We start from the raw sequence: 11,650 nt of genomic DNA on the forward strand, positions 1-11,650 counted from the left end.
TTCCAAGGTTTCCAAGGTCGATCTGCCGGACGATCTCGCCCGCGAGTGCCGTCAGGAAATCGAGAGATTCGATATCGAGCCTTGAGGCCGCTTCCCGTGTGACCTCCTGCCCCGTCTGACGCGACGCGGCGATCATCGTCAACAGGCAGTATTCGTCCATGGAGCTGTGACGGGAGCCGGGAGCCCGGAAGTGGAACGACCTCCCCCGCTGACGGGTCAGGGCAAAGGCCAGCAACAACGCATCCGAGACGATGCCCTTGGCCGCTCCTGCGTCGAGAAAGCCCGTCAGTGCTGCTTCGGGGCTGTCCAAAAGCGCAAGATCATACTGATCCTCCAGGGTTCCCAAAGAACGGAAGATATCGATGACCGGTACTGCGCTCGGGTGAAGCAACACCGCAACCGCATCATGCCTGCTTAGGGAATTGTCCACGCTGGTCATCAACACAACAAACCTACCAAACTTGAAATCAAACGTAGCGCTGGACGCCCGGGGTAAAGTTCTGGGACCACGCCTGCACGACCAGATGACGCCGCAGCATCAGAGGGCATGTGACGTCATCATGCTGGCAGGCTACGATGCCGCTCAGCACGAAGGCGACCCCATGGCTATCGCGGGGGGAAGAACTCGAGGACAGGCGGGAAAACTCGTCCGGCAACTCTTCTTGGCACAGGGCTGCATCCAGTTCGTTTGTCGCAGTCATCGTCGCCTCCGCATCATTCTTGCTTCGGCAACGTGTGCGCCAAGCACGAGTTCCTGCCGCGGTGGAAAGTTCTCGGAAACCCTGCCTTTTCAAGGAATTGCCAAGCTTCAGGGAGTTCATGAGAATTTTTTGAATTTCCTGGGAACCGGACAGCATGTTGTGTCGTTCTAATTTCAACCGGTCCGAATGCCCCCTTGGGCCGGCACCTTTAAAGGCGCAGCCATTCATGGCTGCGCCTTTTATTTTTCCCGAACCTCTGAGACGCCCAAAAGAAAACGGCACCCCGGAAACCGGAGTGCCGCCATATCTTCCAGGAATTGTCGATCAGGGCTTGGGAGCCGTGGTCGTCGTGCCAGATGCGCCCGTCTTACCCGTCGTGGTCGCGTTCTTATCGTCGCCGTCCTTGTCGAAGGCCGGAGCAGCCTGGAGCTCGGCCTTGGTCATGCGAAGGACCACACGATCCGGCTCATTGGCAGAAGCCGAGCTGGTGGTCTTCGTGGTCGAGGTGCCTGCTGTGCCCGGGGCAGCCGTCGTGCCGGCCGCGGTCGAGCCAGTCGTGGTCACGCTCTTGTTGCTGTCCATCGCGTCAGCCTGCTGGGCATTGGCGAATTCTAGGGAATTGAACGGAACAGCAACGTTTTTCTCACCGATTCCGAGGAAACCGCCGACGCCGACAACGGCAGCCATCACCTGGCCATTGCGGTCGACGATCACATCATTGATGTCGCCGATCGACTCGTTGTTGGTGCTGACGACACGTGTGCCGATGAGGTCGGACGCCAGAACCTGATCAGCCTTCATCTGGGTCATGAACTGACCCGGCGACGCGCTGGTGGAATTCATCGACGAGGAAGTCGTGGAGGGGCTCGCCACGCCGGGCTGCATGGCCGGCGAGCCGGAGGTCGTGGAGCCTGCACCGCTAGCCGCCGGACGATCCGTCGGAGCGGAAGGCGTGGTCGAGGTCTGAGCAAGGGTCGGCACAGCCGCGAAAGCCGTCACGACGAGGCAAGCTGCCATATGCTTCTTCAGCATTGCGTATTCTCCTGAGTGTATATTGAATCGCGTTGTGCGTCTTCTGCGCGGTGAGAGAACGCAGTTCGCTAGAAGTCGTTCCCCTATTCTGAGGCATTCAAATAATTGTCATTGAATGTAAATTCGCATTATCACAGATGAATACTTGTTAAGATTTCGAGCATCGTTTCAATTCCTGGAAAGAATTGCCCAAACTCTTTCAATAAGCTCTGATCTGAATGCCCCCTGCATTCTGCCCCTGAAACGGCAACAGCCCCGGCAGAGGCCGGGGCTGCTTGATCGCTCATGCCGTCAGATCAGCGAATGCTCCAGCGACGCGAGACATAGGCTGGGCATCCGGTTTGCGCTTGCCCTGGCAAGTGGGCTCACGTCGCCCATGCAGCCCACGGGAGTGCGACGCTTCTCCTTGCGGATCTCCTCACTGCCCTCGCGGCGGATGACCGGCGGGTGCTGGACCGTAGGACTGCGCGTCTCTTCCTTCATGGTGAGAAGGGGCAGTTCGGTATTCTTGGAGAATGTGGTCGTGCCGGAACGCGGATCGGAACGGTAGAGAACTTCGCCGTTGCTGCCGCGCAGGATCACGGTCGCCTGGGTCAATCCGATAATCTCGACGATGGAGACGCTGTTCTGCTGGATATCGCCATCCCAAGCAGCCAGACGATCCCCTTTGACAGCCTTCTGCTGCATCAGCGCCGCTCGAAGAATATCCTTGGACCGCGTGAAGGAATCGGGCTCCGAATTTGCAAGGGCAAAACTGCCCGCAAGGAAGCTAATCCCAGCCAGACCAACCAATGTCATGGAGGCGCGGAGCATTCCTCTCTCCTGCTTTCTCAGCTAAACCATTCGAGAAAACAACGCGACCTCATCTTCGATGTTCCTGAGCATCCACTTAAGATATCTCAAGAAAAAAAGTGGGAACCTTTATTTTCCAAAGGGCGTTCTTAAGGTACCGGCCTCCTGGTCCTCCCCGCATTCCCCTTGTGCATTGGCCGGCACCTTTAAGACGGGCTTTTGAGCCCGTCTTTTTTTATGCCGATTACATCACCCCAAAAGAAAAGCCCGGCTGTTGAGCCGGGCGATTACTTGGCAGTTTAGCTTGACCGACTTGGTGTCACGCCGTAGCGGCGCGAACCTCGCGGCGGCGGGCGCTCTGCTGGAAGAACAGGGCCTGACTGATCACCGCCGACACATTGGCCGGCTGGAAGGGCTTGGCGATCAGGAAGGCCGGCTCCGGCCGCTCACCCGTGAGGAAGCGCTCGGGATATGCAGTGATGAAGATCACCGGCACCTCGAACGACTTCAGCAGGTCGTTCACCGCATCGAGACCCGAGCTGCCATCGGCAAGCTGGATATCGGCGAGGATAAGGCCGGGCTGCTTGGCGGATGCCAGCTTCACCGCCTCGGTGCGGGTACGGGCGACACCGGTCACGTTGTGACCGAGACCCTCGACCAGCGCCTCGAGATCCATGGCAATCAGCGGCTCGTCCTCGATGATGAGGATGTCGGTGGCCATATCTGCGGCAAGCTCGCGGCCTGCCTCATCGACGAGTTCACGGACAGTCTTGGTGTCCACGTCGAGGATCTGGCCGACCTCTTCTTCCCCGAAGCCTTCGAGGCAGGACAGGAGGAACGCCTGACGTGGCAAAGGAGTAATCTGGCCCAGGCGCACTTCTGCCGGCAGATCGCGCTGAATCTGCTCGCTGCGGCCGTTCACCGAAAGCGAATTCCAGATGCGCGTGAAAACTTGGAAAAGCTCGACCTTGACATTGCCGGACGGCCCGATTGTCTCGGGCTCGCTGACCAGCGTTTCAAGGGTAGCTGCCACATAGGCATCGCCAGCCATCTGGCTGCCTGTGAGAGCTCGTGCGTAGCGGCGGAGGTATGGTAAGTGCTGGACGACAAGCTGAGCTGTCGACATTCGCTTCCCCTTATATGTGCTTTTGACTCGTTGTACCGATGGTCCATTCAACTCGGCAAAGCTGAAAAAGTTCCATGTTGGAACTGTGCGTGACACCGAGCGWTATTGCTMGAAAACGAGTATACGGATACTGCCAAGGTTGGCTATCCCTTTATAAAGTATGGGATGGCAAGGGGAATCAGATGACAGGTGACAACGGCAACAAGCTGGCCCGGGCGGTCCCGGGCGCATCGACCAGTGCAAGGCTTGGAACCGATCCTAAACTCGACAGCGGCAGCCAGAAGCGCATCGGCGACCAGCTGCGCGCCATGTACGACGAACTGATGCAACAGCCCGTCCCGGACCGCTTCAAGGATCTTCTCGATCAGCTCGACAAGAATGGGACCAGCAACAAAGAGGGGTCTCAATGACCTCAGAGCCCGATCTGCGAGAGGCTCTTCTAGCAGCCGTTCCAGGCTTGCGTGCCTTTGCCATCTCGCTTTCGGGACAAGTCGACAAGGCGGACGATCTCGTCCAGGACACATTGCTGCGAGCCTTGTCCAACCTTCATCGTTTCGAACCGGGCACGAACCTGAACGCCTGGCTCTTCACGATCCTGCGTAATCTCTTCCACTCCGAATACCGCAAGCGCCGCCGTGAGGTCGAAGACCCCAACGGCTCCTTCGCCGGCCGCCTGAAAGTGCAGCCCGAGCAGGGTGTTCATCTCGATTTCGAGGATTTCCGCGTGGCTCTCGCCCAGCTCCCCTCCGATCAGCGCGAGGCGCTGCTGCTGGTGGGCGCCTCCGGCTTTTCCTACGAGGAAACCGCCGAGATCTGCGGCTGCGCCGTCGGCACCATCAAGAGCCGCGTCAACCGGGCGCGTCTACGGCTTGCGGCCATTCTGAACGTCAACGACATCGACGATCTCGGCCCCGACAGCATGACGCGCGCCGCCCTCCAGAACTGACACGCTAACAATCTTTTCCTGATCCCTCATCGCAAAGAAAAACGCCGCCCCGGAAGGCGGCGTTTTCAGATCAGGTCACCCCCGGTTACATGGGGCTTCGTCCCCGTAGCAGACCGATCACAGCCGAGATGGCGAAGAGAACGATCGCGACGAAAAAGATCAGCTTGGCGATCTCGACAGCGGTGCCGGCAATACCGCCGAAACCAAAGAGAGCCGCAACAAGCGCGATGATGAGAAACGTGACAGCCCAACCAAGCATGGTGTTACCTCGCATTACTTAATCGACGTGAAGCCGATGACGTCAGATCAACGCCAAGCGCGACTGTGCGGTTCCGCTAAAAGACTCTCGCTCTTCAGTTTCCACACTTCATGCTGAAGTATTGGGCACTCCGTTATGAGTATGGAACCGACGTCGGATGGGTACGTTTTTCCACAAGACTTGGGAGATATGCCGATGACCAGATCCGTTGCCCTGCGCGCATTTTTTATGTTTTCCGTTCTCACGTTGCTCGCCGCCGTTACCGGCATGGCGTCCCAGGCCCAAGYGGCCGAAGTTCTCTTCATGATCGGCGCATCCCTTTCCGCCGTGATGCTGTTTTTCGCAGTCACCGTTTCCAACCCCGCCCTCATTTCAGTGCGTGTGCGCCGCCGTCCCTGAACGGCCCTCTCCTCTTCCCAAAAAAGGCGGCTCGTATGAGCCGCCTTTTGTTTTGTCAGGACTCGGTCGCGTCACCGCCGTTGGGATGCAGGATCGAGCCCGTGATGTAGGATGAATCCTCGCAGGCCAGGAACAGGAATGACGGAGCCACCTCGTTCGGCTGGCCCGGACGCTTGAGCGGTGTGTTCGCACCGAAATGCTTCACCTTTTCTTCCGGGAAAGTCGCTGGGATCAGCGGCGTCCAGATCGGTCCCGGCGCAACTCCGTTTACGCGGATTCCCTTTTCGGCAAGCTTCTGCGCAAGAGAGCGCGTGAATGCGACGATGGCGCCCTTCGTCGAGCTGTAATCTAAAAGCTCCGCGCTGCCGCGATAGGCCGTCACCGAGGTCGTGTTGATGATCGCCGCCCCTTGCTTCAGGTGCGGCATCGCTGCCTGCGTCATGTAGAAATAGCCGAAGATATTTGTCCTAAACGTCCGGTCGATCTGCTCCGGCGTAATCTCCGCGATGTCGCCTTTCGGATGCTGCTCGGCGGCGTTGTTGACGAGAACATCGAGCTTGCCGAAGCGCTGGACCACCTGATTCACGGCAGCCTTGCTGAAGGCCGGATCGCCGATGTCGCCCGCGATGGTCAGGCAGGCGCGCCCTTCCCTTTCCACGAGCTTTTTGGTGGTCTCGGCATCTTCCGTCTCGTTCAGGTAAGCGATGGCCACATCGGCCCCTTCCCTCGCGAAGAGAACCGCCACGGCCCGCCCGATGCCGCTGTCGCCGCCCGTGATGAGAACCGTCTTTCCCTGCAGCCGATTGCTGCCGGGATAGCGCGGCTCATAATCGGGTCTCGGATTCATCTCTGTTTCATGGCCGGGTTGCTGATTCTGCACCTGCGGGGGAAGCGTCTGCTTTTGTTCGGAACTCATGGCATCATCCATTTTATGGAAACGATGCGGGCGAAGGATGTTCAAATGAGAGGAGCCCGCGTTGTGGCTCAACGCGGGCTCCGGATGCGTGTTCCTGATTGCAGGAATTACTCGGCGGCTTGCGGGTGCTCCGCTGCGGCCGCCGTGGTCATGCGCAGGAGATGGTAGAGGATGATGGCGCCGAAGGTTGCCGTGCCGATGCCGTCGAGCGTGAATCCGCCGACATTCAGCTTGAAGTTGCCGGCGCCCAGCACCAGCGCCACTGCCACCGTGATCAGGTTGCGCGGGTTCGAGAAATCGACCCGATTCTCGACCCAGATCCGGCCCGCCGTCGCGGCGATGAGGCCGAAGACGACAATCGACAGACCGCCGAGGACAGGCCCCGGAATGGTGCCGATAAAGGCGCCGAATTTCGGCGACAGGCCGAGCAGCAGCGCGAAGCCCGCGGCGATGATGAAGACCAGCGTCGAGTAGATGCGGGTTACGGCCATGACGCCCATGTTCTCGGCATAGGTGGTCATGCCCGTGCCGCCGGCGGAACCGGAGAGCATCGTGGCGATGCCGTCGCCCATGAAGGCGCGCCCGAGATACGGGTCGAGGTTGCGGCCGGTCATGGCGCCGATGGCCTTGATGTGCCCGAGGTTCTCGGCCACCAGGATGATGGCGACCGGCGCGATCAGGCTGATCGCGCGCATATCGAAGACGGGCGCGTGGAACGACGGCAGGCCGAACCAGGCCGCTTGGCCGACCTTCGTGAAGTCGATGGGTGCGCCGTAACCCAGGACATTGGCGAAGATGTAATAGATCAGGTAGCCGAAGGCGCCGCCGATCAGCACCGGCAGGCGCTTCCAGATACCCGGCGCATAGACCGCCACGATGCCGACGGAGACGACCGTGGTGAGCGCGATCCAGCGGGCGAAATCGGTGCCGTTGGCATTGTCGGGCGTGACCCCGGAGGCGCTGTTGATCGCAATCGGCGCCAGCACGAGGCCGATGGCGGCGACGATGGCGCCGGTCACCACCGGCGGCATGAGCTTCTCGATCCAGCGATGGCCCGCAAGCTGCACCACCACGCCGATCAGGAAGTAGAGCGCGCCGGCGGCGATGATGCCGCCCAACGCGAGGGCGATATTGGGGTTGGGGCTGCCCACCGATGCGCCGGTGGCAACCAGCACGGGGCCGATGAAGGCGAAGCTCGAGCCGAGATAGCTCGGCACCCGGCCGCCGACCACGAAGAAGAAAATCAGGGTCGCCAATCCTGAGAACAGGATTGAGACGTTCGGGTCGAACCCCATAAGGATCGGCGCGAGCACCGTGGCGCCGAACATGGCGACCACATGCTGCAGCCCCACGACGACCATCTGGCCTGTCGGAAGCCGCTCATCCGGCATGATGGCTCCCTCGGTCTTCAGGGTCCAATTCGGCAAGAAACGATCGGTCATATCGACACCCCCATGCAATGACATGGCTGGAACCCTAGACACGGGAGCCGGCAAAAGGCCAGCGGCGGATGCAACTTATTAACCGCCGTAATGGCCCCAATTCTGGACAAGTGCCCGTGCGGCGGTCACACCATGGCTTCACGGAACGCAATGAGGGTGATCATGCGCAAGGACCACGACGTGCCTGAAGGCACGGTGCACAGCCTCCGTATCGACAGCGAATGCCTGAAGAACAACCTTCTGGGCGACCCATCCCGGCGGCGTATCGACGTCTATGTGCCAGCCGGGCACGACGGGCGCGGTCTCCCTCTCCTCGTGGATCTTGTCGGCTATACGGCGGGCGGACCGGGCCATACCAACTGGAAGAATTATGGCGAGAACGTCCCCGAGCGCCTCGACCGCCTCATCGGGATCGGCGCCATGCCGCCGGTCGTTGTGGCCTTCCCTGATTGCTTCACACGGCTTGGCGGCAACCAATATGTGGACAGTTCCGCCATGGGGCCGTGGGAGACCTTCCTCATCCGCGAAATGCTGCCCTTCGTCGAGGAGCGCTTCGGGTGCGGCGGAGATGGCCGCCGCGGCGTCTTCGGCAAGAGTTCGGGTGGCTACGGCTCTCTCGTTCATGCCCTGCGCCATGGTGACTCCGTCTGGTCGGCGGCGGCCTCCCATTCCGGCGATGTGGGCTTCGAGTTTCTCTACCATCTCGGCGAGTTCGCGGGCGCCCTCAGGCACCTCGCCGGCCACGGCCTGTCCATCGAGACATTCCTCCGCAAGTTCGAGGAAGGGCCGAAGGCCAGGGACCAGGATTGGCACGTGATGATGATCCTCGCCCAGGCTGCGAGCTTCGATCCCGATCCAAGCCGGTTCTGCGGCATCAGGCTGCCCGTGGACCTTGAAACCTGCGAGGTCATCCCCGAGCGCTGGGCCAACTGGCTGCGCTGGGACCCGCTGCGCATGGCCGACGACAGGCAAGCGCAAGACAACCTGCGTAAGCTGAAGGCCTTCTACATCGATTGCGGCGATATCGACCAATACAACATGGTCTACGGCTCACGGCTCATGCATCGAAAGCTCGAAGCCGCAGGCATTCCCCATATTTACGAGGAATTTCCCGACAACCATTCCTCAGTCGATTATCGCATGGATATCAGCCTGCCGCTGCTGGCGAAGGCGCTTATATAAGTTGCCTCACGCGCCGCCCGGCTCATCCTCGGTCGGCAATTCGCAGTGATTGTGAACATGCGTCGCGGCATGGGCGGCATGGCCCATGCCCACCACGATCTGGTCGATGCCCCTGACGATGTCGCCCGCCGCGTAGAGGCCCTTCACCGTGGTCTGGCAATGGCTGTCAACAAGGAGACTGCCTGAAGGATCATGCTCCGCGCCGAGCGCCAGCGCGAGATCGGAGCGGTATTGGAGTCCAAGAGCCGAGTAGAGCACATCGAAGCGATGCTCCTTGCCACCTACATGGACGGCGGCGATGCGGTCGTCCTCAATCTCCAGAGTATCGACCGGGCTCTCCACCACCTTGATTCCATGCTCGTCGAGCCTTGCCCGTTCCTCCGGCTTCAATTCGAGAGGCCGGCCAAGAGTCAGCAGGGTCACATCGCGGGAATAGGTGCGGGCAATGAACACCGCCTCGCCGATCCCATGCGCTCCATAGGAGATCACGGCGATCTTCCGGTCGCGCGATTCATAGCCGTCGCAGATCGGGCAATAGCGCACCAAGCCGCGCTGCACCGCATTGGGGACATCCGGCAGGTCAGGCTCGATATCGACCGCCCCCGTCGCCAGCACGACACGTTTGGCTGCGATCTGGCTGGTCTGGCCGTCATTGTCTTCGACGACGGCGATGAAGCGATCCGGCTGCTTGCTCAAGCCTGTCACCCGCCCTCCGCGGATGCACTTGCCGTACTGCTCCAAATTGGTGCGCGCCCGGGCCAGGAGGTCCTTGCCGGAAATGCCGTCCGCGAACATGGGGATGTTGTGGCTGGTCGGAATCCAGGCCGCCCGCGGCGTGCCGCTGTCGACGATCAGGAAGCGACGCTTGAAGCGCGCCAAGTAAAGCCCTGTCGTCAGCCCCGCCGGCCCGCCGCCGACGACCAGGCAATCGAGCATGTCTCCATTGGATGCCATTCAGCCTCGTTCCCTCGTGATGATCCCGGAGGGAGCACAACTCGCGAACGTGGCAAAAGATCGTCCTGGGCCCTCACGGTTGTCACAACCACCCACCATAGTCTGTCCCTCTCAAGCTGATGCTTTGCCCCCGATATTAAGCTACAAGTGCATTATTGCTCATCCATGGCAACCAGCCTTACTCAGACCCTGCAACGCCCCTCAAGACCGCTCTCTCATCAAGGCCGTCTATGACCATCACTCTTTCCAGCTCTCACCTCACCGCACAGATCTCAGCAACCGGCGCCGAACTCACCTGCCTTCGCGACGAGGAAGGGAAAGATCTCCTCTGGGATGGAGATCCAGTGTTCTGGACGGGGCGCTCCCCCCTCCTCTTTCCCATCGTCGGGCGCCTGCGCGATGATCGGGCGCTCATCGAGGGCCACCCATATTCCATGAAGCAGCATGGCTTTGCTCGCTTCTCCCCGTTCGACATTGTCGATGCCGGCGCTGAAAGCTGCCGCCTCTGCCTGAACGCGGATGATGCCACGCGTGAGCAATATCCCTTCGATTTCAGGCTCGACATGACCTACCGGGTTGACGGCGTCCGGCTGATCTTCACTGCATCCGTCTTCAACCTGGAGAACCGCGCGATCCCGGTCTCGTTTGGCTTCCATCCGGCCTTGCGCTGGCCCCTGCCGTATGGTGGCGAGCGTCATGCGCACGAGATCCGTTTCGAGCAGCCTGAGATGGCGTCCCTGCATACGCTGTCCAATGGGCTGATCGGAGAAACCTCTCGCCCAACGCCCGTGCATGGCGACCGCCTGCCGCTGCATGACGATCTGTTCCAGGACGGCGCGCTCGTCTGGAGTGATCTCAGGAGCCGCACGGTGCGCTATGGAGTTCCCGGCCGACGCTCCATCACGGTGTCGTTCCCCGACATGCCCCATCTCGGCATCTGGACGAAGCCTGGTGCCGGCTATGTCTGCATTGAGCCCTGGCAGGGCTATGCCGATCCTGTTGGCTTTGAGGGTGAGCTCAAGGACAAGCCTGGGATCGTGATGATCCCAGCCGGCGAGAGCCGCGAATTTTTGATGGAGATCGTTGTCGATCCAATGAGTGCGGAATCTCTCAACAAAGAGACCAAGTCTTTTAAGACCGAGGCCTAATTCGAGACCGCCGTCGCGGCCATTGATATTCTCAACACAAAAGATGTCAGCGTCGCTTGGTGGCTGCGCAATCGGATTTCGCTTTACTGGAGTGGACTGACCTTGAGACGATTGGGTTCGCTCAGCAGACCTCGGCATATACCATGAAGGTTGGTTCGAGACGATCCGAGTGACTGCCCACTCTCCGGCAGACAAGCAAAAATCCTATGGTTAGAGAGTTAGGTGCTCTGTTGCATTCGAACACGTAAGCTCTCTCGTGACGCGCACAGACGGCCCACTATTCGAGGGCGCAAGACCAAAATTTCGAAAATCAACCCCATACAAAGGCTGCGTGGTGCCAGTGCGGTAGCTCGTGTCGCCCCGCAACATCGGCGTGGACCATCCCGGTCGCACTGGGAGTTATCCACTGTTTTGAGACTTGGCCATTTTCACTGGCCTCTGCCGCACTACTCCTATGGCGCGGTACATCTGGTGGACGTTGTACAAACCTATGGAGACGCGACGTGAGCCAGAGTAGTGAAAACAAATCTCTTGAGAACGCACTTTCCAACATCAGCGACGCCTTTGGCACTAGAGCATCGGATGTTTAATCGGACGCATATCCAGCAGCCTTGAGGTAGTTCCAACACTCGTGCGGCTCAAACAAATCGCAGATGTCGCCGAGGGCGCGCCAGAGCGCGTCGAACGTTCGCGCCTCGGCCTTGCGCAAGTGTGCCTTGATCTTGGCAAAGGCTTGCTCGATCGGGTTCAGAT

General features: G+C 60.0%; 15 protein-coding genes and 1 pseudogene. 5 read left to right on the forward strand and 11 right to left on the reverse strand.

Annotated elements, in window-relative coordinates; genetic code table 11:
* The 6 genes from ACXJKO_RS25860 to ACXJKO_RS25885 form a co-directional block, all read right to left on the reverse strand.
* Positions 1-430: hypothetical protein (locus ACXJKO_RS25860; RefSeq protein WP_457093926.1), on the reverse strand; the 430-nt coding region annotated here is incomplete at its 3' end.
* Positions 431-467: 37 nt separating this feature from the next.
* The gene (locus tag ACXJKO_RS25865; RefSeq protein ID WP_457093927.1) at positions 468-701 is read right to left on the reverse strand and encodes a hypothetical protein; all 234 of its coding nucleotides are present in this window, start codon (positions 699-701) and stop codon (positions 468-470) included.
* Positions 702-1,025: 324 nt separating this feature from the next.
* Positions 1,026-1,733 carry a PRC-barrel domain-containing protein gene (locus ACXJKO_RS25870; RefSeq protein WP_457093928.1) on the reverse strand — a complete coding sequence of 236 codons (708 nt, stop codon included), beginning with the start codon at positions 1,731-1,733 and terminating at the stop codon, positions 1,026-1,028.
* Between the two features lie 131 nt (positions 1,734-1,864).
* Positions 1,865-2,020, reverse strand: a complete 156-nt coding sequence (locus ACXJKO_RS25875; RefSeq protein WP_457093929.1) for a hypothetical protein — start codon at positions 2,018-2,020, stop codon at positions 1,865-1,867.
* Positions 2,021-2,024: 4 nt separating this feature from the next.
* On the reverse strand, positions 2,025-2,546 hold the full coding sequence (locus ACXJKO_RS25880) for a hypothetical protein (protein WP_457093930.1): 522 nt from the start codon (positions 2,544-2,546) through the stop codon (positions 2,025-2,027).
* A 298-nt stretch (positions 2,547-2,844) separates the two neighbouring features.
* The gene (locus tag ACXJKO_RS25885; protein ID WP_457093931.1) at positions 2,845-3,651 is read right to left on the reverse strand and encodes a response regulator; all 807 of its coding nucleotides are present in this window, start codon (positions 3,649-3,651) and stop codon (positions 2,845-2,847) included.
* Between the two features lie 182 nt (positions 3,652-3,833).
* On the opposite strand from ACXJKO_RS25885, the gene ACXJKO_RS25890 reads away from it, so the two are divergent.
* Positions 3,834-4,061, forward strand: coding sequence for a NepR family anti-sigma factor (locus ACXJKO_RS25890; RefSeq protein ID WP_457093932.1), 228 nt, complete (start codon positions 3,834-3,836; stop codon positions 4,059-4,061).
* Positions 4,058-4,597 (forward strand): sigma-70 family RNA polymerase sigma factor, encoded by a 540-nt coding sequence (locus ACXJKO_RS25895; RefSeq protein WP_457093933.1) that lies wholly within the window; start codon positions 4,058-4,060, stop codon positions 4,595-4,597. The genes ACXJKO_RS25890 and ACXJKO_RS25895 overlap by 4 nt, the downstream gene beginning before the upstream one ends.
* Before the next feature lie 85 nt (positions 4,598-4,682).
* On the opposite strand, the gene ACXJKO_RS25900 is transcribed toward ACXJKO_RS25895, so the two are convergent.
* Positions 4,683-4,856, reverse strand: a complete 174-nt coding sequence (locus ACXJKO_RS25900; protein WP_009494036.1) for a DUF1328 domain-containing protein — start codon at positions 4,854-4,856, stop codon at positions 4,683-4,685.
* Between the two features lie 195 nt (positions 4,857-5,051).
* Here ACXJKO_RS25900 and ACXJKO_RS25905 point away from each other — a divergent pair, with 195 nt between their 5' ends.
* Entirely contained in the window at positions 5,052-5,255 is a 204-nt protein-coding gene (locus ACXJKO_RS25905; protein WP_457093934.1) for a hypothetical protein, read from the forward strand.
* A 55-nt stretch (positions 5,256-5,310) separates the two neighbouring features.
* Here ACXJKO_RS25905 and ACXJKO_RS25910 read toward each other — a convergent pair whose 3' ends face one another.
* Together ACXJKO_RS25910 and ACXJKO_RS25915 are read right to left on the reverse strand one after the other, a co-directional pair.
* Positions 5,311-6,171, reverse strand: coding sequence for an SDR family oxidoreductase (locus ACXJKO_RS25910; RefSeq protein ID WP_457093935.1), 861 nt, complete (start codon positions 6,169-6,171; stop codon positions 5,311-5,313).
* Between the two features lie 107 nt (positions 6,172-6,278).
* On the reverse strand, positions 6,279-7,613 hold the full coding sequence (locus ACXJKO_RS25915) for a solute carrier family 23 protein (protein ID WP_457093936.1): 1,335 nt from the start codon (positions 7,611-7,613) through the stop codon (positions 6,279-6,281).
* 162 nt (positions 7,614-7,775) lie between these two features.
* Between ACXJKO_RS25915 and ACXJKO_RS25920 the strand changes: the two genes are divergently transcribed.
* The gene (locus tag ACXJKO_RS25920; RefSeq protein ID WP_457093937.1) at positions 7,776-8,795 is read left to right on the forward strand and encodes an alpha/beta hydrolase; all 1,020 of its coding nucleotides are present in this window, start codon (positions 7,776-7,778) and stop codon (positions 8,793-8,795) included.
* Positions 8,796-8,801: 6 nt separating this feature from the next.
* Here ACXJKO_RS25920 and ACXJKO_RS25925 read toward each other — a convergent pair whose 3' ends face one another.
* Positions 8,802-9,749 carry an NAD(P)/FAD-dependent oxidoreductase gene (locus ACXJKO_RS25925; protein WP_457093938.1) on the reverse strand — a complete coding sequence of 316 codons (948 nt, stop codon included), beginning with the start codon at positions 9,747-9,749 and terminating at the stop codon, positions 8,802-8,804.
* Positions 9,750-9,979: 230 nt separating this feature from the next.
* On the opposite strand from ACXJKO_RS25925, the gene ACXJKO_RS25930 reads away from it, so the two are divergent.
* Positions 9,980-10,897 carry an aldose 1-epimerase family protein gene (locus ACXJKO_RS25930; protein WP_457093939.1) on the forward strand — a complete coding sequence of 306 codons (918 nt, stop codon included), beginning with the start codon at positions 9,980-9,982 and terminating at the stop codon, positions 10,895-10,897.
* Between the two features lie 586 nt (positions 10,898-11,483).
* Here the strand turns inward: ACXJKO_RS25930 and ACXJKO_RS25935 are convergent.
* Positions 11,484-11,650 (reverse strand): annotated as a pseudogene (locus tag ACXJKO_RS25935) (IS630 family transposase); the annotation flags it as partial.

This window comes from Microvirga sp. P5_D2 (assembly GCF_054049475.1).